Source organism: Streptomyces sp. RGM 3693 (genome assembly GCF_050471125.1).
In the GTDB taxonomy this organism is placed as follows: Bacteria; Actinomycetota; Actinomycetes; order Streptomycetales; family Streptomycetaceae; genus Streptomyces.
In genome coordinates this window covers 117,451-138,934 of the sequence record NZ_JBMPPQ010000003.1, presented here as the reverse complement: position 1 = coordinate 138,934, position 21,484 = coordinate 117,451, and the positions used below count along the sequence as shown (strand labels likewise).

General features: G+C 68.6%; 19 protein-coding genes and 4 pseudogenes. 11 read left to right on the top strand and 12 right to left on the bottom strand.

Annotated elements, in window-relative coordinates:
- Nucleotides 1–62: 62 nt before the first annotated feature.
- On the bottom strand, nt 63–563 hold the full coding sequence (locus ACO0M4_RS29280; RefSeq protein WP_430374096.1) for a hypothetical protein: 501 nt from the start codon (nt 561–563) through the stop codon (nt 63–65).
- A 643-nt stretch (nt 564–1,206) separates the two neighbouring features.
- Here ACO0M4_RS29280 and ACO0M4_RS29275 point away from each other — a divergent pair.
- Nucleotides 1,207–1,935 (top strand): hypothetical protein, encoded by a 729-nt coding sequence (locus tag ACO0M4_RS29275; protein ID WP_430374095.1) that lies wholly within the window; start codon nt 1,207–1,209, stop codon nt 1,933–1,935.
- A 111-nt stretch (nt 1,936–2,046) separates the two neighbouring features.
- Here the strand turns inward: ACO0M4_RS29275 and ACO0M4_RS29270 are convergent, their stop codons facing one another.
- The 4 genes from ACO0M4_RS29270 to ACO0M4_RS29255 all read right to left on the bottom strand — a co-directional run bounded on the left by ACO0M4_RS29270 (nt 2,047) and on the right by ACO0M4_RS29255 (nt 7,090).
- A complete protein-coding gene (locus ACO0M4_RS29270) occupies nt 2,047–2,259 on the bottom strand; it encodes a hypothetical protein (protein ID WP_430374094.1) in 213 nt (70 codons plus the stop codon).
- A 1,005-nt stretch (nt 2,260–3,264) separates the two neighbouring features.
- On the bottom strand, nt 3,265–4,863 hold the full coding sequence (gene rdmE, locus ACO0M4_RS29265) for an aklavinone 12-hydroxylase RdmE (protein ID WP_430374093.1): 1,599 nt from the start codon (nt 4,861–4,863) through the stop codon (nt 3,265–3,267).
- Nucleotides 4,864–5,048: 185 nt separating this feature from the next.
- Nucleotides 5,049–5,729: an NAD(P)H-dependent oxidoreductase gene (locus tag ACO0M4_RS29260; protein WP_430374092.1), complete on the bottom strand. Its 681-nt coding sequence runs from the start codon at nt 5,727–5,729 to the stop codon at nt 5,049–5,051.
- A 434-nt stretch (nt 5,730–6,163) separates the two neighbouring features.
- Nucleotides 6,164–7,090: an NADP-dependent oxidoreductase gene (locus tag ACO0M4_RS29255; protein ID WP_430374091.1), complete on the bottom strand. Its 927-nt coding sequence runs from the start codon at nt 7,088–7,090 to the stop codon at nt 6,164–6,166.
- Nucleotides 7,091–7,241: 151 nt separating this feature from the next.
- Here ACO0M4_RS29255 and ACO0M4_RS29250 point away from each other — a divergent pair, with 151 nt between their 5' ends.
- Both ACO0M4_RS29250 and ACO0M4_RS29245 read left to right on the top strand, forming a co-directional pair.
- Nucleotides 7,242–7,922 (top strand): TetR/AcrR family transcriptional regulator, encoded by a 681-nt coding sequence (locus ACO0M4_RS29250; protein ID WP_430374090.1) that lies wholly within the window; start codon nt 7,242–7,244, stop codon nt 7,920–7,922.
- A gap of 163 nt (nt 7,923–8,085) precedes the next feature.
- Nucleotides 8,086–9,123 (top strand): annotated as a pseudogene (locus ACO0M4_RS29245) (lipid II:glycine glycyltransferase FemX); the annotation flags it as partial.
- A gap of 15 nt (nt 9,124–9,138) precedes the next feature.
- Here the strand turns inward: ACO0M4_RS29245 and ACO0M4_RS29240 are convergent.
- Entirely contained in the window at nt 9,139–9,894 is a 756-nt protein-coding gene (locus tag ACO0M4_RS29240; RefSeq protein WP_430374089.1) for a transposase family protein, read from the bottom strand.
- 196 nt (nt 9,895–10,090) lie between these two features.
- Here ACO0M4_RS29240 and ACO0M4_RS29235 point away from each other — a divergent pair.
- Together ACO0M4_RS29235 and ACO0M4_RS29230 are read left to right on the top strand one after the other, a co-directional pair.
- A pseudogene (locus tag ACO0M4_RS29235) lies at nt 10,091–10,772 on the top strand (transposase family protein).
- Nucleotides 10,773–10,781: 9 nt separating this feature from the next.
- A pseudogene (locus tag ACO0M4_RS29230) lies at nt 10,782–11,048 on the top strand (IS30 family transposase); the annotation flags it as partial.
- A 74-nt stretch (nt 11,049–11,122) separates the two neighbouring features.
- On the opposite strand, the gene ACO0M4_RS29225 reads toward ACO0M4_RS29230, so the two are convergent.
- Together ACO0M4_RS29225 and ACO0M4_RS29220 are read right to left on the bottom strand one after the other, a co-directional pair.
- A complete protein-coding gene (locus ACO0M4_RS29225) occupies nt 11,123–11,341 on the bottom strand; it encodes a DUF397 domain-containing protein (RefSeq protein WP_430374088.1) in 219 nt (72 codons plus the stop codon).
- Nucleotides 11,341–12,153: a helix-turn-helix domain-containing protein gene (locus ACO0M4_RS29220; RefSeq protein ID WP_430374087.1), complete on the bottom strand. Its 813-nt coding sequence runs from the start codon at nt 12,151–12,153 to the stop codon at nt 11,341–11,343. Before ACO0M4_RS29220 ends, ACO0M4_RS29225 begins: the two co-directional genes overlap by 1 nt.
- A gap of 191 nt (nt 12,154–12,344) precedes the next feature.
- On the opposite strand from ACO0M4_RS29220, the gene ACO0M4_RS29215 reads away from it, so the two are divergent.
- Nucleotides 12,345–12,662 (top strand): hypothetical protein, encoded by a 318-nt coding sequence (locus ACO0M4_RS29215; protein WP_430375311.1) that lies wholly within the window; start codon nt 12,345–12,347, stop codon nt 12,660–12,662.
- A 190-nt stretch (nt 12,663–12,852) separates the two neighbouring features.
- Entirely contained in the window at nt 12,853–13,095 is a 243-nt protein-coding gene (locus tag ACO0M4_RS29210) for a hypothetical protein (protein ID WP_430374086.1), read from the top strand.
- A 749-nt stretch (nt 13,096–13,844) separates the two neighbouring features.
- Here ACO0M4_RS29210 and ACO0M4_RS29205 read toward each other — a convergent pair.
- Together ACO0M4_RS29205 and ACO0M4_RS29200 are read right to left on the bottom strand one after the other, a co-directional pair.
- Entirely contained in the window at nt 13,845–14,594 is a 750-nt protein-coding gene (locus ACO0M4_RS29205; protein WP_430374085.1) for a hypothetical protein, read from the bottom strand.
- Between the two features lie 534 nt (nt 14,595–15,128).
- Complete coding sequence (locus ACO0M4_RS29200; protein ID WP_430374084.1) at nt 15,129–15,287, bottom strand: hypothetical protein; 159 nt, start codon at nt 15,285–15,287, stop codon at nt 15,129–15,131.
- 64 nt (nt 15,288–15,351) lie between these two features.
- Between ACO0M4_RS29200 and ACO0M4_RS29195 the strand changes: the two genes are divergently transcribed.
- Genes ACO0M4_RS29195 through ACO0M4_RS29185 form a run of 3 tightly spaced genes read left to right on the top strand, consistent with a single transcriptional unit; the run spans nt 15,352 to nt 18,853 of the window.
- Complete coding sequence (locus tag ACO0M4_RS29195; RefSeq protein ID WP_430374083.1) at nt 15,352–16,968, top strand: helix-turn-helix transcriptional regulator; 1,617 nt, start codon at nt 15,352–15,354, stop codon at nt 16,966–16,968.
- Nucleotides 16,968–17,555 (top strand): transcriptional regulator, encoded by a 588-nt coding sequence (locus ACO0M4_RS29190; protein WP_430374082.1) that lies wholly within the window; start codon nt 16,968–16,970, stop codon nt 17,553–17,555. The genes ACO0M4_RS29195 and ACO0M4_RS29190 overlap by 1 nt, the downstream gene beginning before the upstream one ends.
- A 59-nt stretch (nt 17,556–17,614) precedes the next feature.
- Nucleotides 17,615–18,853, top strand: a complete 1,239-nt coding sequence (locus tag ACO0M4_RS29185) for an IS701 family transposase (RefSeq protein ID WP_430374045.1) — start codon at nt 17,615–17,617, stop codon at nt 18,851–18,853.
- Between the two features lie 114 nt (nt 18,854–18,967).
- On the opposite strand, the pseudogene ACO0M4_RS29180 reads toward ACO0M4_RS29185, so the two are convergent.
- Nucleotides 18,968–19,546, bottom strand: a pseudogene (locus ACO0M4_RS29180) (IS5 family transposase); the annotation flags it as partial.
- Nucleotides 19,547–19,696: 150 nt separating this feature from the next.
- Between ACO0M4_RS29180 and ACO0M4_RS29175 the strand changes: the two are divergent.
- A complete protein-coding gene (locus ACO0M4_RS29175; RefSeq protein WP_430374081.1) occupies nt 19,697–20,899 on the top strand; it encodes an IS110 family transposase in 1,203 nt (400 codons plus the stop codon).
- Here ACO0M4_RS29175 and ACO0M4_RS29170 read toward each other — a convergent pair.
- The gene (locus ACO0M4_RS29170; RefSeq protein ID WP_430374080.1) at nt 20,886–21,257 is read right to left on the bottom strand and encodes an IS5 family transposase; all 372 of its coding nucleotides are present in this window, start codon (nt 21,255–21,257) and stop codon (nt 20,886–20,888) included. The two genes, ACO0M4_RS29175 and ACO0M4_RS29170, sit on opposite strands and share 14 nt — an antisense overlap.
- Nucleotides 21,258–21,484 lie beyond the last annotated feature (227 nt).

The window sequence follows — 21,484 nt, the reverse complement described above, 5'->3', positions numbered from 1 at the left end:
CACCTGACGGCAGCCCGCTGCCGCTTCGGCGTCTCGCCGGCGGGCGCCTTGTCGTGAGGTGGTCAGGCTGCGGTCCGGGATATGGCCTGTTCGAGAACCTGGTGCATGACGTGGGGGTGCCGGCCCTCGGCCGGGGCCCACAGGGCACGTGCTCTTTCGCCGTCCAGTTGAATGAAGGCGGCCAACAGCAGTGTGTGTGGCCGACGTTGGAAGAGTAGCTGGCCGTGCAGTCCGAGGGTGGGGTCGGCAGAGAGGAGCAGGACGTCCGGGGTGCTGTGCCGCACCGGCCAGCCGAGCACGAACCCTTGACCCTGGGCCGGGCCGAGCTGCAGGCCGAGTGCGGTCCAGCCCTTCGTGAGGGCCTGCCGCGTGTCAGAGGGTGCGTCTTCCAGGACCGTGCGCGCCCATTGCTCGGCGGTGCGGTCCTGAGCCGGGTCGAGGTCGGGGACCAGGGCGTTCTCGTAGTCGATCCAGGCAAGTGTGCTGAGTGCGTGCGCGTCGGGCGGCACCGGGACATGGCACACCCGCTCCGGAGCCCCCGGATGTGACGTGGAATCAACCACGACTACTCCTCATGTGTGATGTTGGGCTGTCGAACGTTGCAGGTGGCGGCGCTCAAATTATCCCGGTGGCCGCCGAGGTCGCGGGCAGGAGCAGGGCACCGAGCGCGCCCGCAGCGCCGTAGATCCGAAGCCTGCGCCGATCATCACGCCGGCGGCTGTGCAGCGCCGTGGTGGGGCCGGGGAGCGGCGGTCAGCAGCTCTCGTCCTGGGCGGCGCTGCTGGGACGTTGCGCCGACAGAACGAGACCTGGACCTGCAGGCCCAGACCGGTCGGGCCAGGGGAGCGGTCACAGGCTGTCCCAGGGCCCAAACGGAGTTCCGCACCCGGGAGGTGACATCATGTTGAGCTGGGGTCGCGTCCCGCACCGAGGTTTTCCCAGGTCCGGCGGGCGGGCAGATCGTGCTCGACTACGGCCGGGGGCCGGCCATACGGCGTACCGGGAGTTCGTACGGAACGAGGCCACAGCGCTCTGGGGTGCCACTTGGGCGTGAGCTTTTCGGCCGGCGGGGAGAGGCGGGTAAAGGTGGCGACCAGGACGAGTCCGGGCGGCGGGACGGACGGGCCGCCGCTGCCGCCACCGGGTGCCGGCCGATCTGCCCGGCGGTCCCCGGGCCGGGCGTGGCTCGGGGGGTTGACGTGGCTCATGGTGGCCCTGATATCGGCAGCGGCCTGCTACGTCGCGTTCGCCGTGGTGCTGCCCACCGACGCCAAGCTGTACCGGGACTACGCGACGGCCAAGCACTGTCCTGCCCACGCGCCGGAGGAGGGATGGGAGAACTGCCTGCGTACGGTCCGGTTCACCGTCGAGCGCACGAGGGTCGACCACGGCGTGCGGAACTCCACCTTCGAGGCGACCTTGTCCGGCGCGCCTTTCTGGAGCAGGATCGTGCGGTTCCGCGGTGAGGAACCGCTGCTGGCGCACCTCCGGTCGGGAGACCAGGTCAGCGGTACGGTCTGGCGCGGCGACGTCGTGGCGGTCGGTAAGGGGGGCCTGCGGCAGGCCACCTCCCGCGAGCCCAGCTACGACCCGCAGTTGACCGCCGCCCTCGGCACATTCACCGGTCTCCTGGCGGCCCAGGGGCTCGGGTTCGGTGCCGTGCGACTGGTCGGGCGCCGCGGCCACGAGCCCTTCACCTGGCTCCCGTATGGCCGGGCGTTGTTCTCCGTCATGGCGCTCCCCTGCGCGGCCGTGGGGGTCCCGGGCTGGTGGCTCGGCTTTCCCTGGTGGGTGATTCCCGTCGTCGCCGTACCGGTCGCGGCGCTGTCGGCCCGGTGGCTCTACCGGTTGTGGCGCCCTCACCGCCAGCCCACGACGGTGGAGCCGTCGAACCAGGGCGGCGGTCCGTTCCGTTACGAGACCGGACTCTTCTGACGGACTGGGCCCTGGGCCGATCGGGGATGGCAGGGGCATCCGGCGCAGGAACGTGAACGCGCACGGCGACCGCCCCGCATCCTCACGGTGGCCGTCGCCGCGTGGTCGCTGTCACGTGGTTGCCCAGTTGAGTCCGAGTTCGGCGAGCGCGGCGAGTTTGTCGGTGACGCACAGCCTGCACAGCCCGAACACCGCGCGCCGGGCGCCGGCTGGTTGGCCGTCCTCGAGTTCGACGATGCGGTGTGCTGCTTCTGGCCCCGGTGCCCGGGCGGGCTTCTGCCCGGTGCCGACGGGCAGGTGGCGCACGCCCTTCTGACCGGTCATCACGACCTGCTCGGCGATCCGGCCCGCTGGCAGCCGGCCGAGGTACGCCCCGGCCGGGGTTGCCGTACCTGTTGCTCGCGGCTTGTTCGCGGCGCCGGCGGTGTGCTGGTCGTGGTGCGCCTGGCGGCCGCCCGGCCCCGGCGCCAGCTCGACTGGCCGCCGTGGTTCGCTTGCCCGGGCTGCTGGAGCGACAAGCCCGGCCGGCCCGCGACCGCCAGACCTCGCACCACTGTGGTCGGCAGTCGCCGCTGCGTCTGCTACTGGGCCAGTCCCTGGCACAGGGTGACGATGTCTGGGCGTACCTGGCCTTCCGCCGCTCGGCACAGTGGCCCCAGCTCCCGCCCTGTCACCGGTGCTGGAGACGGTGCCGCCGGTGTCGACGAGGGCTGAGGAGTCGGCACTGCGGCGACTGGCCGTCGCCGAACGGGGTGCCGCCGGGGCGCGGTTGTCGACGGTTGGGCCGTTGGCCGCCGAGGGCTCACCCTTACCTTCGCCGGTGCCGGTGCCGACGGCCGGGCCGCGGGCCGCCGAGCCGGCCCGGGCCGTCGGTGCCGGTGCTCGCTCGTCGAGGGCGCGCCCCCACGGGTCGACCCCGGGGCCGCTGTCAGCAACTCCCGGCCTGGCCCCGGGGACTGCGACCAGGACGGCGACGGAGGAGGCGAGGTCGGGCCGGGGGCTGCGACCCGCCGACCGTTCGTCGGCGGCCGAGGTTCCACCGCCACGCATTCGCACAGCACCACCAGCGCCTCGGCCCCGACCAGCCACCACATGCCGTGATCGGTGATCACGGACTGACAACGGGGTGTGGCTCACCACGTCACCGTCAGGGCCTCCAACCGGGCCTGGGCGGGCCGGGCGCGGCCGGGGCGCGGCTGGTTCGGCGCCCGCACGGAACGCCATCAGCCGGCCTCCCCGCGGGTCGGCTGCGTGCTGCCCGCTGGGCTGTCGGCCAACTGCCGCCCGCCTGCACCGAGTCGATCCGGTGGGCGCACCGCCGGCCCCCGCCTACCGCGCCAGGACCGCCGTGAGCGCCCGGTGCAGGGCCCGGGCCGGATCGGCCGGCGCTTCGGCGGTCCGCCAGGCGACGACGCCGTCCGGCCGGACCAGGCTGGCGCCCGACGGTCCGATCCCGTAACGGGTGAGGAACTTGCCGGCCGAGTCGGTCAGTTGCTCGCCGATGACGTGGGGCCGCACGGTCGTACCGAGGCGCGCTGCGACCTCGGCGGCGACGCCGGACCAGAATCCGCCCTCGGCACCGCACAGCAGCACGAAGTCACGCCCGAAGAGGTGCACCGTGGACGTCGTGCCGCCGCCGTGGTGCAACCACACGTGCGGTGCGCGGAATCCCGGTCGGCCGCTCGGCCGGTACGGATCCTCGGAGTCGGCGGGGTCGTGGTCCTCGATGAGCACCGCGGACGAGCGGTAGTGGAAGCCGAGCGTCACGGGGAGCGTGCCCTGTTGGTCGGTGGCCGGCTCGGGTTCGGTGTCCTTGCCGGCCGGTGCGGCCCCGCGGCCGGCGAGCAGCTGCAGCGCTGCGGCGACGACCCTTTCGGCCATCGGGCGGCGCTCGGCGTCGTAGGAGTCGAGCAGCCCCGCCCCGGCCGACGAGTCGAGCACCGCGGCGAGCTTCCAGGACAGGTCGTAGGCGTCGCCGATGGCGGTGTTGCCCCCCAATCCGCCGCTCGGAGGGGTCACCTTCGCGGCGTCCCCGGCCAGCAGCACCCGCCCCACCCGGAACCGGTCCGCCACGGTGGCCGCCATTTCCCACGGCTGCACGGCCTTGATCTCCGGTCGGAGGTCCGGCAACTCGGTGACCCGGCGGACCAGTTCGGTACAGCGCTCGGTGGTGAAGTCCGCCGGTGACGGACCATCGGCGGGGTCGTAGGCGACGCTGTAGAGGTGTCGGCCGGCGGTGTGGTCGAGGGTGAGAAAGATGCCGCTGGCCCCGTCGCCGTGGAGCACGTGCAGGGTCGGTTCCCGGTCGGCCAGGTCACCGAGGTCGGCGTCGAAGATGATGCTGATGTTGTGGCCCAGGCTGCCCGGGCCGTGCCGGTCGACGCCGAGTGCGCCGCGCACGCCGCTGCGGTTGCCGTCGGCGGCCACGAGATAGTCCGCCCGCACCCGGCTCGGTCGCTCACCGCAGCGCCCGCGGAGCACGGCGGTCACGCCGTCGTCGTCCTGGTCGAAGGAGACCAACTCGGTGTCGAAGCGCAGTGCGGCACCGAGCTCCTCGGCGCGCCGGCGCAGCAGCGGCTCCAGCACGTCCTGGCCGGCCGTGCCCAACGCGGCCGGGGAAAGGGCGTCGAGGTCCGCGGGGTCGGCCTCCGAGCGCTCCTCGTGCAAGGTCGGCCCCCGCAGACCGGCTGCGATCCTGACCCGGAACGTGGGTTGGCCCGGCGTGTGCGTCGGAACGTCGTCGGCGATCCCGCCGAACCCCAGGAGCTCCATCGTCCGTTGGTTTTGCCCCACCGCCCGGGGGAACAGCGAGGTCCCGGAGCGCCGCTCGACCAACAGCACGTCGACTCCGCGCCCCGCCAGGAACATCGCGCTCGCCAGGCCGGCCAGTCCGGCCCCCACGACCAGTACGGACGTCCGCTCCGCCACGGCCCTTCCCCCTTGCGCGATGCCCGCTTGTGCGCGGGACGGATTCCTGTCAACTGCCCTCCACTCTAGGGGCGTTGTCGAAGAATGTGCGGTCCGTGCGGGAGTCGGAAGGGGAGGGTGGGCGTCCACCAGTCGGGGAGGCGGTGGGGGGTGAACTACCGTGCGCGTGCGGTGCGGTTCGGGGATCAGTGCGCGGTGGCTCGTGCGGCCGTCGCGGTGCGCGCGACGGCCTCGCGGACCGTCTCCAGTGCCGCGGCGCGGTCCTGCTCGGTCAGGTGGGCCGGTCCGTAGGTGATCACGGGGTCGAGGACCTGGTAGCCGACGAACTCCAGCATGCCGCGGTGGATGTGGAACAGGAAGTCGTCCATCGCGCCGAGGGCGCCGCCTGCCTGGAAGGACTCGCTGGGGCCGCCGGTGGTGAGCAGCAGCATCGCCTGCTTCCCGGCGAGCGCGGCGTCACCGAAGAGTCCGTAGTCCCCGCCGAAGACTCCGCCCATCACGAAGACCCGGTCCACCCATCCCTTGAGGATGGCGGGCAGTGAGAACCACCAGAGCGGGAACGACAGCACGAGCAGATCGGCGGCGAGCAGCCGGTCGAGGTGATCCCGGACGGTCGCGTCGAGTGTCCCGTCCTTGATCGCGCGCTGCTGCTCGGCCTGCGGCTTGAAGTGGCCGTCCACCGGCGCGAATTCCTCGCGGCCGAGGACCGGGGCCCAGGCGTCGGAGTAGAGGTCGAGCACGTCGACCCGGTATCCGGCGTCGCGCAGGGCCCGGGTCGCGGTGGTCATCTGGGCGGTGCTGAACGAACGGGCCTCGGGGTGGGCGTGCACGATCAGGGCGGTGGGCGCAGCAGCGAAGGTCGACATGACCTCATCATATCGACGTATCGCGATGCGTCAATCGGATAGTGATGTCGATCGCCCCGGTCAGACGCTGGCGTCGATCGCCCGCGCCACCTGGGTCAGTCGCGCCTCGTTGCGCCGGTAGTGGGTCCACTTGCCCACCCGGGTGGGCAGCACGAGCCCCGCCCGTTCGAGCGTGCTCATGTAGCTGGAGACGGTGGACTATGCGAGTCCCGCCTTCGCCTGGATGCGGGTGACGCACACCCCGACCGCCTGGCGGTCCGCGATTGAGTGGCTGACGGCGGGCACCGGTCAATGCGGGCTATGGCAGTTCGGGTCGGTACGGCGTGGTGGCCAGCGCCAGTGCGCGGTCCGGCCCAGGTCGCGCTGGCGAAGGCCACCGCAGCCGTGGCCGCCTTGCTGCGGACCGCTGGTTGCGGGCCGAATCGTCCGCCATGTCAGGGCACGGTGAGGACGATCTTGCCGCGCGCGTGGCCGGTGGCGCTGACGTCATGAGCTGTGGCGGCCTCCTTCAGCGGGAACACGGCGTGCAGCGGGACGGTGAGGCGGCCGTGGTCGGCGAGGTCGGCCGCCAGCGGTAGTCCTGCCCAGCCCGGCGACTCTCCAGCTTCGGAGCGGAGGTACCGCACTCCGTGCCGGTCGGCGTCGAAGTCTGCGATGGTCACCACGCGGTGCGGGTCGCCGGCGATGGCCACCAGTTCGGCAAGAGAGCCCTTACCGGCCGCGTCTAGAACCACATCGACACCGTGCGGAGCCAGTGGGGCAAGGCGATCGGCCAGCCCCGCCCCGTAGGTGACCGGTACGACGCCGAGCTGGTCGAGGAAGCCGTGGTTGCCTTCGCTCGCGGTGCCGATCACGGTGAGGCCGCGGGCCTGGGCGAGTTGCGCGGTGATGGTGCCGACGCCTCCGGAGGCGCCCTCGATCAGCAACGTCATGCCGTCGGAGGCTCCCAGGGCCTCCAGTACGCGCGTGGCTGTGTCGATGTTGCCGGCGGCGCCGCCCGCTTCTTCGAAGGACCACGAGCGCGGCTTGGGTGCCCATGCCTCCAGCACGGCGTACTGGGCCGCGGCGCCTCCCTGATCCACGAAGGGGACGAGGCCGAAGACCGCATCGCCCGCGGCGGTGCCGGTCACCCCCTCTCCCACCTCGTCGACGATTCCCGCGGCATCCATGCCGGGTATGTGGGGGAAGTCCACGGTGGCGATGTCCCGCAGCATCCCTGAGCGCAGGTACCAGTCAGCAGGGGTGACGCCGGTGGCACGCACCGTGATGCGGACCTGACCTGGCCCGGCGTGTGGCTCTTCGGCCTCCTCGACGCTAAGGACCTCGGAACCGCCATAGCGGTGGTACTGCACAGCAAACACGGACAACCTCCGTACACATGCACGTCGTTCAGCAAGAGAACTCGCAGCCGCTCACCTCTGCGGCAGAGAGGTGACCGCGGGGCACCGCGGCACCAAGTCACGCTAACCCGCTAAACGGTCGACCCCTTCCGTTTGTGATTAAGTGGGAGACATGCCTGGCCAACTGTCTCGGAACGCGCCCCCCTCCACCTCCGGCCCGCCCGCACCAGGGCAGAGAGCCGACGCCCGGCACAACCGCGCCCGGCTCCTCCAGGCCGCCCGCGAGGCGTACGCCCTCAACGGCACCGACGTATCTTCCAGCGCAATCGCCCGCAGAGCGGGCGTGGGTGCCGCCACCCTCTACCGGCACTTCCCGACACGCGGCTCGCTGATCGCCGCTGCGTTCTCCGAACAACTCAGCCAGTGCGTCGCAGCCCTCGACGAGGCCCTTCAGGACGACGATCCCTGGCGCGGACTTCGCAACGTCCTCACCAAGGTGTGCATGATGCAGGCCCAGGACCGCGGGTTCAGCGCCGCGTTCCTCGCCCAATTTCCCGACGCGCCCGACGCCCATCGTGAGCGTGCCCGCGCCGAGGCATGCCTCGCCCAGCTGGTACAGCGTGCGAAGGACACCGGACAGCTGCGCAAGGACTTCGACCCCAGCGACGTCACCCTCCTACTCCTGGCCAACAACGGCGTCGTTCGAGAGTCCCCGGCGGCCTCCATGGCCGCATCCCGCCGCCTGCTCGCCTACTTCCTCCAGTCCTGCCTGCCGACGGACGGCACCCCCCTGCCCCAGCCCGCGCCACTCCGCCTTGACGACCTCTACAAGCCACCGCATCGAACGGAGTGACCGCCAGCGTCCGCCAGGGGGCACGCGCCCTGACGTGCATGTTCCTCAGACTCCACCACCGGCACTGCCGCCATGTCTGCTCGACATCTCGGAGCCTCATGATCACCAACCGCCTCCGAAGACCGTCGACAAACGCTGTTCCTAGAAATCAACGAAGCCACACCTGGCCTTCATTACGGCCCAGCCCTCGGCGAGTCACATACAGGTTCCCTCCTGGGGATGTGAAGCCGGACTGGCCGGCGGAGAGTCTGGGCTGGTTCGATGACAACGACCGTCTCGTCGGCGCGGGACTGGTGCTTTTCCGGCCCTCACCGAAGCTCAAGCGGTACCTCGCATATCTGCCTGAAGAGCCGGTCATTGACTGGGCTGCACCAGATCTTGAGCGGTGGCTGGAGCCGATGCTCGCCTATCTCAAGGCCCAGGGAGCGTTCTCGGTGAAGAGGGGCCGCCCGTCGTCGCCCGCCGCTGGAGTGCGGAGGCGGTCAAGGCCGCGATCGCCGACCCGCAGGCCAGGCGGCTGCGGGAAGCCGAGGCCACCGCGCACGAACCGCGGGCTTTCGACATCGCTGACCGGCTTCGGCGGACGGGCTGGCAGCAGACCGAGCCCGGCAGCGAGGACGGGTTCGCCGTCAGCCAGCCGCGCTATGTCTTCCAAGTCCCTTTCACCGGACGATCGCTGGAAGATGTCCAGCGCAGCCTGAACCAACAGTGGCGCCGCAACATCAACCAGGCAGAGAAAGCAGGTGTCAAGGTCATCCTCGGCGGCTTCAACGACCTGCCCGCCTTCTACGACATCTACGTCGAGACCGCCGAACGCGACCGGTTCATCCCACGCCCGCTGACCTACTTCCAGCGCATGTGGACCGCGCTGACGGCCCAGGACCCCAACCGCATGCGCCTCTACCTCGCCCACCACGAGGGCGAAGCGCTCGCGGCGGCGACGATGCTGACTGTCGGTGAGCACGTCTGGTACTCCTACGGCGCCTCCCCCAACCGAAAGCGCGAGGTCCAGCCGAACAACGCCATCCAGTGGCGGATGATGTCTGACGCCCACGAGCTCGGCGCGAGCCTCTACGACTTCCGAGGCATCACCGACACCCTGGACGAGAGCAACCACCTGCTGGGCGTGCTCCGGTTCAAAGTCGGCACCGGCGGCCAGGCCGTGGAATACCTCGGCGAGTGGGACTTCCCCCTCAACAAGGAGGCTTTTTCAACCTCAGGTTGTGGCGTGGTGGAGGACGAGGATGGCTTTCACGATGTCGGTGATGCGGTTGGTGCTGCAGCGGAGTTTGCGGAGCAGGCGCCAGCCTTTCAGGACGGCCATGGCCTGCTCGCCGACGCAGCGGATCTTGGCGTGGGTGGTGTTGTGCCGGCGCTTCCACTGCTTGAGTCGACGGCCCCGGAACGGGACCCGGAGCGGGTGGCCGGCTCTCTGGTAGGCATTGTCCGCCCAGTACTTCACCTCTGCTTGGGCGAGCGCGTCGATGATCCCGTGAGTCCGTGCGGCGGTGAGGTCGTGGGTGGAGCCGGGCAGTGCCGCAGACGCCCACAGCAGTCGGCCGAGCGGGTCGGCCAGCACCTGGACGTTCATGCCGTGGCGCTTGTGCTTCCCGGAGTAGTACGGCCGGTCGGCGGCGATCCGGTCGATCGGCAGCAGCGTGCCGTCCAGGATTACGAACGCCTTCGTCCGGGCCGACGTCATCGCTTTGGCCAGGGATGGGGCGCTGTCGGCCAGGACGTCAAGCGTCTCGCGTATGTAGCGGTACACGGTGGCGATGCTGATGCGGAACCCGGCGGCGAGCTGGGCGTAGGTGTCACCGCACCGCAGGTGGGCCAGGGCCAGCAGGGCCTGGCGCCCGGCGGGCAAGCGCCGCCACCGCGTCCCGATGGAGCGCTGCCGGGCCCGCAGTTGCCCGGTGAGGTACCGCAGGGTGCGGCTGGACAGATCGATCGACGACGGGTAGACAAGCACGCGAAGCTCCTGGCAGCACGGGCGATCTTGGTCGTGGACCCGTCTACCAGGAGCTTCCTCACGTTGTACAGCAGCCCAGCTGGACTGCAGGCACATCAGGTTGGAAAACCCTCATTAGCCTCACCTGCGGAGATGCCCCGTGTTCTCCTGTCCTGCCGCATGCGACCTTGAGGAAGAACTCCTGGAGTTGGTGACGATGGTGATCGTTGCTTGTGGTGGTGACCGTTCTTGCGCGTTGCGCCCGTATGACCGAGCTCGATGTGTCTTGGTCTACCTGCGAAAGCACGACACTCTCGAACAACTCGCGGCCGGCTTCGGGATCGGTGTGGCCACAGCCTGGCGCTACGTGCACGATACGATCGGGTACCTCGCCGCATTCGCGCCCACGTTGACCGAGGCGCTCACCAGCCACCAAGCCACGGCTACCTACTGCTGGACGGCACCGTCGCCGAGACCGACCGCGTCACCGCCGACGGACACTTCTCCGGCAAGGTCCGTCGTGAAGGTGTGAACCTCCAGGTCGTCACCACGGACGAGGGGAAGCTGCTGTGGCTCTCCCCGGCGGTGTCCACGACATCAGGGCCGCCCGCGAGCACGACATCGTCACCACTTGTGCCGCATTGGAGCTCGAAGTACTCGCCGACAAGGGGTACCAGGGTGCAGGCGGCACCGTCATCACACCGATCAAGCGCCGCCCGGGCACCGAACTCCCCGACAAACACAAGAAGTCGAACAAGGTCCACGCCGCACTGCGGGCACCCGTCGAACGGACCATCTCCCGGATCAAGCAGTGGCGGATCTTTCACCACGCCCGTATCAGCCCGAACAGGCTCACGTCAGTCGCTGCAGCCATCCTCACTCTCACGATCTACACGTGAAAAAGGCTTCAGGGCAGCGAAATGGGCGCCCACGGCGCCTTCACCGTCGCCACCGACATCCCGGTCTACTTCTGCGACCCGGACAGTCCCTGGCAACGCGGCACAAACTAAAATACCAACGGCCTGCTGCGGCAGTACTTCCCGAAGGGCACCGACCTCTCGGTCCACACCCGCGAGCACCTCGACGCCGTCGCCACCGAACTCAACGGCCGACCACGCAAAACGCTCGGCTGGGAAACCCCAGCCGAGCGCCTGCATAAACTGCTCGCGGCCTGATCAAACTAACCCCGTGTTGCGACGATCCCTAGAAACCGCCGTGATGAGGGTGGCCGTTAGACGTCTTGCGTGCACTACGCCGTGAACTGGTCATCCTTTACTGTTTCGATGAATGCCGACCACTGCGAAACCGGGAAGATCAGCGCCGGTCCGGAAGGGTTCTTCGAGTCACGGACGGGGATGAGTCCGGATTGGCTAAAGGTTCGGGTGAACTCTACGCACTGCCCACCATTTCCACCACTATAACTACTCTTGACCCACTCTGTGTTAGAGAGGTTCGGGGTTGCGCTCATTACTCGTATTCCTCCGTTAGCTTGGCGATGAAGCCTAGCGAGTCGTCCGGCGAAAGCGCGACGGCCCTCAATCGATCGAATGCATCTTGCGCTTCGGTTATGGCTGCCTCAGAGTCCGCGACATGTCCGCGATATTGCGTTTCTGAATACAGCGCGACAGATCCGTCCGGCTGTTCTAGCAGGGTAAACGGGAGATGAGATGGGGGTGCTCCGGCTGAGAACTTGAGAACCTGGATCGTAATGTGTGGCGATTTCACGAGGTGCAGCAGAAATTCAAGCTGTCCGCTTAGTACCTTCCGCCCGCCGACTTCTGTTCTGAGGCACGCTTCATGCAGGATGACCCAAAGCAGGGGCGGGTTCTTTTGCTCCATCACATGACGCCTGCCCATTCGGGCATCTACCGTGACTTCGATCTCGCTTGGTTCCTCGCGCGGATGGGACGCCCGAACGACCGCCCTTGCGTATTCGGGAGTCTGCAACATCCCCATGGGCAAGGTTGACGAGTAGTCCAGAATTGCGGTCGCTTTGCGCTCCAGGTCAACGTACGGCCCGAACCGCGCCGGATGGTCTTCCTTCCCCTTCGGATGTAGGCGTTCGAATAAGCCGTTCGTTCCGAATACGTGATCGCATCCACGGGCGAACTTCTCGCTCGGCATCACCTTCCCGGACTCGACCTTGCTCACGTACGCGATCGAGTAGCCGGTCCCCGTCGCCAGCCGCGACTGAGTGATCTTGCGGCCTCGGCGGACCGATTTGACCTCGAACCCAAAACGTTGAAGTGGATTCAAATGTTCAGGCTGATTGTCAGCCACCACGCCCCTGACCTCCCCTGATGGCGGTCCCCATGAGCCGTTCAACGCTCCTCATTTTTGAACGGGAGTCGTTCAACAAGTCCAACAGTACCTGGACTGTGGTGAGTTGATGAACCACCAGAACGCCAAAGACCCCCGCGACGCGGCGAACGTCCGGGGGCGTGGCCTTCAACCCTGGGAGGTTGACGACAGTGCTTCACACTATCCGAACGATCTTCGAATCGCTGTTGGGGCTGTTACTGCCCTCACGTGGGCGTCACCGGTCCGCCGGCGCCCCGCCCGCCGCTGAGCACCCGGACACCCCCACCCTCGCCATCCCCCGCGTCCCCGTCGAGCAGCGGTGGCTGCGGGGTGAGGACGTGGCGTTGATCCGGCCGTACGTCCTGACGCCCGAGCAGCGCCAGGAGCGGCGGTTGCAGCGGGGGCGGCGCCGGGCGTTGTGGCTCTCAGTGCACGGGATCGACGCGGGGTCACGTTGGATTCACGGGGTGGAGGTGGGGTGCCGATGACTGGCATGAGCGACCCGGTTCACCTGCCTGACCCTGGTGTGGTGTCCGAGCCCAAGCCCGTTGGTGGGTGCGACGTGTGCCGCGCTCTGGCTCAGCAGCGTGAGCGAGCGCGGGCCGTTAGGAACTGGTCGGGGGTGAGCGACTGCAACGTTGAGTTGCGTCGTCACCCTCACCCCTGGGCGGTGCGTGCATGAGCGCGGACGCCTGGACGCGGTGGCGTCAGCAAGTGGCGGAAACATTGACCCGGCACCGTGAGTTTCCGGAATTGGATCGCCAACTCAACGCCATGCACGCGGACTTGAAACTTCGCGCCTGGGTGGATGAGCTGACGGACGAAGAGGTGCAAGAGATGCTGCATGGTCTCTCCGCGTGCATCGACGCCATACAGGGCTCGGCCGGGGAAGCGTCGGAGCTTCCGGAGAGCACGTCATGACGGGGCGTAAGAGGGGGCAGCAATGGGCGCTCCAAATCGATCCGGACTGGAGCGTGAGGCACGTGGGGAAGTGCCTTATCTGCGGGGAGTTCTGTGTCGATACTTCCTCCCCTGGTGAAGCCCGAGAGTGGTGTGTCAGTCACGCACGTGACACCGGTGATGATCGCTTTGAGTTGGCAGCGTTTGAGTACATCAGCGCCATCTCGGCCGAACATCCTCCGTCGGTGAACGGCACTTCACCGAGTGGCTAGTCTCGTACCTGCGTTCCTGGCAGACGGAGCTGTCAGGAACGGATGGACCCGTTAGCGTGGGGCTGACGGGTCCTTTGCTTTCAGTGCGGGGTTTCCCTGTTGATGTGATGCCAGGTTCGGTACGCAATGGAAGGATGCGGCGGCTCGCAGGGCGAACGCCGCCACCTCCTCGACATCGCCCGCCCGTTCGCGCTGCTCCGCCAGCCACGATAGGGCTTGACTGTCTCCGGCGTCGGCGGCCAGAAAATACAGCCGCTCCGCGCCCTCCGTGTCCCCCTGCCCTCTCACACCGCCGCGCCAGTTGAGTCAGGGCCTGGGTGTTCCCGGCTCCGGCCACGCGCAGCGCAAACCTTTCCGCGCCACGGCTATCCCCGGCCTTCTCGTACAGCCACGCCAGACTCGTCAGGACCTGGGTGTACCCGGCGTCGGTGGCCCGCAGCGCGAAGGGTTCCGTGCCGCGGACGTCCCCGGCCTGAATCCGCAGCCACGCCAGCTGATTCAGTGCCCGGGTGTCTGTGGCATCAACGTCGGCAGCCCGCTCGTACAGAGCGGCGGCGACGCGGTAACGGCCCCGGAAACGGGCCGCGTCCGTGAGCGCGTCCAGGTCCGCCGCACCCGCCGCGTGGTCGCGGACGGCGCGCCAGAAGGACTGGGCGGGACTGTGCGGCGGCGGGCCGCGCGGGTGTGGGGGCCGAGGTAGTCGCTGAGGCGGTAGATGCCCGGGAGGGCACACATGCGGTCGGGAGTCGCCACGGGTTCCAGCGCCGAGGCCACACCCCTGACCTTCTCCCGCGCGTAGTTGAGGGCATGAGCGAACCAGGCATCGGGCGCGGCGGCGCGCTGCTCCTCGGTCAAGTAGGCGGGGGCGGCGGCTTCGAGGAGCGCGGCCGGCAGAGGCGAGGCGTGGCCGAGGCGGCGGGCGTCCATGGCCGCGGTGATGATGGCGTGTCCGTACGGGCCATCGGGTTCGGTCGGCTGCTGGTAGTGGTCGACCAGTTGCGGGCCGACCGCGAGGGTCTGGGTGATCCTGCCACCGGTGATGGCGGCGAGAGCCGCGGCCAGTGAGGGATCGTGGCGCACCCGCGGATCGTCCAGGGACTCGGGGGTGAAAGCGGCCGGGACGTCGACCAGGACGGCCTGGTCGAGCAGTGCCCGGGCGTGGGGATGGGCGTCGGACCCTCTTTGGCTGGGCCGAGGGGTGGCGGCGAGAACGTGGTGGTACTCGGGCCACAGCGTGCCCAGGAGCACAATGGGGCCGGGCTCCTCGTCCAGGCGGCTGCGGAGCGCGCCCGAGGGACCCGGCGTCGAGCAGGGCCAGCAGCCCTTCGCAGGTCTTGGGGAAGACGAGCTGCCAGCCGGGCAGGCAGGCCCGGACAGCCTCGAAGGCGGTACGGGTTTTGCCGGTGCAAGACGACCCGCGCACGAGCACGACGGCCGCCTGCTCGCCGCGGGCCGCCGTGCGCAGGTGGTGGCGCAACCGCCGGTCGTGATCGCGCTCGACGTACACCGGCAGCACGAACATCCCATCGCCGGCGCGGGTGTTGGCGCCGTGGATGGCGGGGTGGACGCCGAGTTGCTCGGCCTGCCACTCCTCGACCGGACGGGGCCTGTCGGGCCGCAGAGTGCCCCGGGCTCGGGGCAGGTGCACATGGACACGGTAGGCCCTGCCGATGGCGACGCTGCCGCCCTCAGCGTGGGTGACCACACCTCCAGGTGGAGGCGTGAAGGAAGACAGGACGGGAGGTGATTCCGTCGTGGTGTGCTGTTCTTCGCCCGGTCCGTTCAGCCCTGAGACGGATACGGCGCCGAAGGGTGGCCGATCTGCACACCCCCGTTCACCACCCCAGCCGCGATCGAGCCCTCTTCGGCGCGGACGATCGCGTCGCCGCCAGCGGCTTCCCGGTCGACGCCCTCGGGTGCTGACAGTGGCTCGCTCGTCAAATTGTTGACTATTCTTCGCCGAAAAAAGGCCCAGTACATGCCTAGATTGCGGTAGCTTTGAGGTATGAGCGATGGTCAGCTGGATGATGTTGAGGCTTTGCTGGAAGAAGCGCGGCTCATGGCGTGGATGCCAGCTCCCGCTGAGCGTCTGCGCCTGCGTGAGGCGGCGGGGTTGTCGCGGGCCCAGGTGGCGGCCGCGGTCGGGGTGGGTCGGCAGACGGTCGCCAACTGGGAGTCGGGCGAGACGGATCCGCAGCCGCCCGGTCGGGGGAAGTACCTGAAGCTGCTGAAGGGCCTCGCCGAGATCCACCCCGTCCCTTCCCCTGAGGCCGCCGAGGTCGCTGAGGTCGCCGCACCGCACGCCCCCGTCGCATCGGCAGCTCCGCGGCCGCTGCCCTCTGCCGCGGAGCTGCCGCCGACCGCGTTCCGCCCCGACGGCCTGGTGGTGCAAGGCGAACCCGAACCGTGCATCCGCTGCGGCGTGGTGACCCCGTTCAAGGCCACCGACGGCCGTTCCCTGCACCCCGGCGGCATGTGCCAGCCCCCGACCACCCCACCCGCGCCTGCAGCGCCCCACGCCGCCGGGCCCCCGGCGGCCGCTGCGCCCGTGGTCCCGCCGGCTCCAGCCGTGCCGGCGCGGCCGTCGCCGACACCTGCTCGGGTGTCGTCGCGACCGCAGCGCCGGGCCCAGTCCTCCGCCCGCGCTCAGGCCGAGACCCACAGCCTGATCGCCGGTGCGGTTCATGAGGAGTTGGAGCGGGCGGAAGGCGATGCGGATGCCGGGCTGCAGGCGTTGGTCAAGCGGGCGATCCCGGACGTCATGCGGTTGTTCGAGGAGACCCGGGCGACCGCGCGCTACCAGTACACGGCCTACCCCTCCCTGCCGGACATCCTGCACAAGCCCTCGAAGCGGGAGCCGGACCTGATCTGGGAGGCCCGCCCCAACTTCCACCACCCCCACTACTCCCTCAAGGCCCCCGGCGACGTCCGTGTCACCGCTTTGGACGCGAACGCCGCGTACCTCTCGGCCCTCAAATGCTGGTTGCCGATCGGCAAGTTGGAGCACCACACGGGTGACGACGGCGTCGATGCGAAGCGTGCCGGCGTCCACCTGATCACCCCGGCCCCGTGGCAGCACCCCCAGCTGCCCGACCCGCTCGGGGACCGCGAGGAGCCCGGCGCGCTGTGGATCACCGACGCCACCTTGCGTCTGCTGCTGCGCTTGTCGGGCCCGAAGTACGGCCTGATCGAGGCGCCGACGGTGCACGAGTCGTGGACGTCGGGTGCGACGGAGAACTTCCTCGACGCCCTGCGCAAGGTCCTTGCCGCCGCACGGGAGGATGCCCTGGCGCAGGACGACTGGATCACCGAGGGCTACGTCAAGGCGATGTACTCGAAATTCATCTCGACGATGGGAGAGTCGATCCACAACCGCGAGATCCAGCGCCCGGACTGGATGCACATCATTCACAGTCAGGCCTACGCCAACCTGTGGGGCAAGGCGTACAAGGCACATCAGGCCGGCCTGGAGGTGATCGCGATGATGGGTACCGACGAACTCCACGTCACGGGTGACTGGCGGCAGGTCTTCACCGAGGGTCGCGGCCTGACCCAGATGAAGATCAAGCACAGCGACGCCAAATCCTCCGGTGAGTACACCGTCGGCCAGGTGATGCGCTAATGGCGCTGGATTCGCGGTGGCGCAGGATCGGCCACTACGGCGCTCGGGCCCTGCCCGGCTGGGTCTCGGTGGCCGAAGGCATCGACAGGATGGTCACCGGCATCGAATCCCCCGTCACCTCCGAGCGTGGTCTGTCCGCCCGCCTGCGTTACTTGACCGCCTCCGACGCCGGCTACGAAGCCATGGACCGCGCCGGCATTCACGTCCGCCCCCGCACCCTCATGGCGTGGTTGGCCGAGGAACGCACTCCGAGCAAGGCGAATCTCGCGCGCCTGGATGTGGCGTATTGGGACCTGCGGCGTCGCAACGTGGTCGCCGACCTGAAACGTCGCCTCGCCAACCGTGGTCGCGGCACCCGCGTCGAGATCGATCCCGCCGACCAGTCCCAGGTGGATCCGCGTCACCGCCGCGAGGTGGAGACGCGTTCTATCAACGTCCGCGGGCTGATCTGGGACCGGGCCGTGGACGCATGGATTGCGCATGACGCCCGTGAACTCGAAGCGATCTGGGACGAGATCATCCAAGGCGGCCTGGGCACTGACTGGGACGCCTACACCTACGTCTCCTCCGTCGGCTGGGCCGCCTAGTACTCCAGCAGCGGTTCGTGTCCTGAGCTGTAGTTCATCGTTGACTGGGCATGGTGGGGATGACGGATGGTGCGGCCTGGGCCGCTGAGTTGGAGTCGGTGTTTGCTCGGGTGGCGGGTCGGTTCGCTCGGGCGGATCTGCGGTGGCGGATGCGGGACTACCTGCGTGGACTGCTGGCTCCGGTGGCCCGCAAGAACGGCTGGCAGCTGGCTGAATACGCAGGTCACCGTAGCCCGGACGGATTCCAGCGGCTTTTGAACTCGAGCGTCTGGGACGCGGATGAGATCCGTGACGATGTGCGGGACTACGTTGCCGGGAAGCTCGGCCCCGGCGGTGTGCTCATCCTTGACGACACCGGATTCATCAAGAAAGGCACCACGTCCGCGGGCGTGGGGCGGCAATACACCGGCACATCCGGAAAGATCGACAACTGCCAGATCGGAGTCTTCGCCGCCTACGCCACCGAGCATGGACGGGCCTTGGTGGACCGGGAGTTGTATCTCCCCAAAGCCTGGACGAGTGACCGGGAACGCTGCCGGGCGGCGAAGATCCCTGACGAGAGAGGGTTCGCAACCAAGGGCGAGCTTGCGAAGTCGATCGTGATCCGTACCTTGGCAGCGGGCCTGCCTGCCCAGTGGGTAACGGCGGACGAGGCCTACGGCCAGGAGTGGAAGTTCCGGCGCTTACTTGAGGAACTCGGTGTCGGCTATGTGGTCGCGGTGCCCAAGTCGCAGCAGGTCAAGTCCCTGGCGGGCTCCTGGAGGATCGACGAGCTCATCAGGCAGGCTCCGGAGGATGCCTGGCAGCGGCTCTCCTGCGGCAACGGTGCAAAAGGCCCGCGCCGTTACGACTGGGCGAGTGCCAGACTTCCGGCCATCAGCTTCTTCGACGGTGATGAGCCCACCCATCACCGCTGGGTCCTGGCCCGCCGAAGCCTGACCCGCCCGGACGAGATCGCCTACTACTTCGCCTACGCCCCAGTCGTCTGCACTGTCGCTGATCTGGCCCGGGTCGCCGGTATGCGTTGGACGATCGAGGAGTGCTTCCAGGCCGCGAAGAACGAATGCGGCCTGGACGAGTACGAAGTCCGCCGCTACGTGGGCTGGTACCGCCACGTCACCCTGGCCATGCTCGCCCACGCCTTTCTCGCCGGCCTCGCCGCCGACGCCTCAAAAGGGGCTGCAGAAACGACCCCACCAGCAGAACCATCCCACTCACCGTGGCGGAGATCCGCCGGCTCCTGGAACATCTCCTGCCCCACCGAACACCACACCGCCATCCACGAGATCACGCACTGACCTGGTCCCACTGGCGCAGACACCGCCAGGCAACCGCCCAACACTGCCACTACAAAAGAAGAAGCAGCTCAGGACACGAACCGCTGCTGGAGTACTAGGAGTTGTCTTCAAATGTCACGCCCACATCAGGAGCGAGGCGAGAGCGACGGCTGCTTGGTAGGACTCGGCGGTCTTGTCGTACCGGGTGGCGATGCCGCGCCATTGCTTCAAACGGTTGAAGCAGCGTTCGACCACGTTGCGCCGCTTGTAGAGCTGCTTGTCAAAGGCGGGCGGGCGCCCGCCTTGGCTGCCCCGCCGAAGGCGGTTGCGTATCTGGTCGGCTCGTTCGGGGATGGTGTGGGCGATGCCCCGTCGCCTGAGCCACGAGCGGATGGCTCTGGAGCTGTAGCCCTTGTCGCCCAGTACGTGGGCGGGACGGAGGCGGGGCCGGCCCGGGCCGATCCGTGGCACCCGGATCGCGTCCATCACGGCGGTGAACTGGGTGCAGTCGTTGGTGTTCCCGCCGGTGACGGTGAAGGCAAGCGGTCGGCCCAGAGCGTCGCAGGCGAGGTGGATTTTGCTGGTCAGGCCGCCTCGGGAGCGTCCGAGCGCGGGGCTGCCGAGCCCCGTTACCGTTTTCGTGGCCTCGCAAGGAGGCTCCCGGCCTTCGGCCCCGGTATGACTTGAGCCCCCAGTCGAGATGATCGAAAAGGTGGTGTCGCCGGTGTCGAAGGCATTGGCAGACCGCTGATTAGGGGCACGAGCGCCGATCCCGGAAGGGTGAAGCAGTCTCTTCGTAACGTGGATGCCGGCACGCTGGTGCCGCAGGTGAGGCCGGGGAGAGCGGGAGTTGGGAGCAAGTACGTGACCGGTGACGGCGGCATCGACGTCTTTCTGGGTCTGGATGTCGGCAAGGGCGAGCACCATGGGACGGCGCTGACTCCGACTGGCAAGAAGGTCTTCGACAAGCGGTTGCCCAACACCGAGCCGAAGCTCCGTGAGGTCTTCACCAAGCTCCAGGCCAAGCACGGCACCGTTCTGGTGGTGGTCGACCAGCCCGCTTCCATAGGCGCGCTGCCTCTGGCCGTGGCTCGTGACACGGGCTGTCGTGTCGCCTATCTACCGGGCCTGACGATGCGACGGATCGCCGATCTCTACCCCGGCGAGGCGAAGACCGATGCCCGCGATGCCTTCGTCATCGCGGACGCGGCCCGCTCGATGCCGCACACGCTGCGGGCCATCGAAGCGGCCGACGAGACCCTGGCCGAGCTGGAGATGCTCACCGGCTTCGACGATGACCTGGCCACCGAGGCGACGCGGACCAAGAACCGCGTGCGGGGCCTGCTGACGCAGATCCATCCGCCGCTGGAGAAGGTCCTCGGCCCCCGTCTGGACCACCCGGCCGTGCTGACCCTGCTCGAACGCTTCGGCTCTCCTGCCCGGCTGAGGAAGGCAGGGCGACGCAGACTCGTCACGCTGCTGCGGCCGAAGGCACCGCGGATGGCCGAGAGCCTGATCGAGGACATCTTCACCGCACTCGACGAGCAGACCGTGGTCGTTCCCGGCACCGACGCCGCCGCCCTGATCATCCCCAGTCTCGTCTCCAGCCTCGACGCCGTACTGGACCAGCGCAGACTCCTCGCCTCCCGGATCGAGGAACTGCTGGAGGCCCACCCTCTTTCCCCGATCCTGATCTCCATGCCCGGCATCGGGGTCAGGACCGCCGCCCGCATCCTCATCGACGTCGGTGACGGCAGCGCCTTCGCCACCGCCGGGCACCTGGCCGCCTACGCCGGCCTGGCACCCGTCACCCGCGCCTCCGGCTCCTCCATCCGCGGCGAACACCCCGCCCGGCGAGGCAACAAACAGCTCAAACGCACCTTCTACCTCGCCGCGTTCGCCTCGCTCTCGCGACCGGAGTCACGGGCCTACTACGACAGAAAACGCCGCGAAGGAAAGCACCACGTCGCAGCCCTGATCGCCCTCGCCCGGCGACGCATCGACGTCCTCTTCGCCATGCTCCGAGACGGCACCTTCTACGAAACCCCGACCCTCACCGCGGCTTGACGAAGACCATAGGGGCACCTTTTCGGGCCCCTGAAGCGTGCTGGTGGGCGCGAACAACGGTGGAGTCGACCGAGACCAGCCAGTCGATGTCCCCGGCCGCGTCCGCCTGCGCCTGAGCGGTCCGGAGCATCCGCTCGAAGGTGCCGTCCAGGGCCCACCGGCGGAAGCGGGTGTGCAGCGTGGCCCACGGGCCGTATCGCTCGGGCACGTCCCGCCAGGCCACCCCGGTCCGGAACTTCCACACGATCCCGTTGAGCACCGTGCGGTCGTCCAACCGCTTCCGCCCCCGCAAGGACTCGGGCAGCAGCGGCCGAACGAACTCCCACTCTGCATCCGACAGTTCATGGCGACGTATCACCCGACCATGATCTACCACTCAAGATCATTTGAAGACACCGCCTAACCGCGGTCGAGCCGGCTCCCCTACGACCAGGGCCTCCGGCGATCACGGCCCGGAGAGCCACCCCGCCCATCCCACACAGCAGCCGTAACGCCACTGGGAGGAAACCGTGTCGACGACCACCGCACCGCCCCGGCCGCGCTTCGAGTCCTGGCGGGACGTCCCAGACGGCATTTACGCCACCG

What these genes read in the sequence shown, in the direction of transcription:
- ACO0M4_RS29275 (WP_430374095.1), top strand. Translation starts at nt 1,207, where the DNA reads ATGGTGGCCCTGATATCGGCAGCGGCCTGCTACGTCGCGTTCGCCGTG.
- ACO0M4_RS29270 (WP_430374094.1), bottom strand. Translation starts at nt 2,259, where the DNA reads ATGACCGGTCAGAAGGGCGTGCGCCACCTGCCCGTCGGCACCGGGCAG.
- ACO0M4_RS29260 (WP_430374092.1), bottom strand. Translation starts at nt 5,729, where the DNA reads ATGTCGACCTTCGCTGCTGCGCCCACCGCCCTGATCGTGCACGCCCAC.
- ACO0M4_RS29250 (WP_430374090.1), top strand. Translation starts at nt 7,242, where the DNA reads ATGCCTGGCCAACTGTCTCGGAACGCGCCCCCCTCCACCTCCGGCCCG.
- ACO0M4_RS29225 (WP_430374088.1), bottom strand. Translation starts at nt 11,341, where the DNA reads ATGAGCGCAACCCCGAACCTCTCTAACACAGAGTGGGTCAAGAGTAGT.
- ACO0M4_RS29210 (WP_430374086.1), top strand. Translation starts at nt 12,853, where the DNA reads ATGAGCGCGGACGCCTGGACGCGGTGGCGTCAGCAAGTGGCGGAAACA.
- ACO0M4_RS29195 (WP_430374083.1), top strand. Translation starts at nt 15,352, where the DNA reads ATGAGCGATGGTCAGCTGGATGATGTTGAGGCTTTGCTGGAAGAAGCG.
- ACO0M4_RS29190 (WP_430374082.1), top strand. Translation starts at nt 16,968, where the DNA reads ATGGCGCTGGATTCGCGGTGGCGCAGGATCGGCCACTACGGCGCTCGG.
- ACO0M4_RS29185 (WP_430374045.1), top strand. Translation starts at nt 17,615, where the DNA reads ATGACGGATGGTGCGGCCTGGGCCGCTGAGTTGGAGTCGGTGTTTGCT.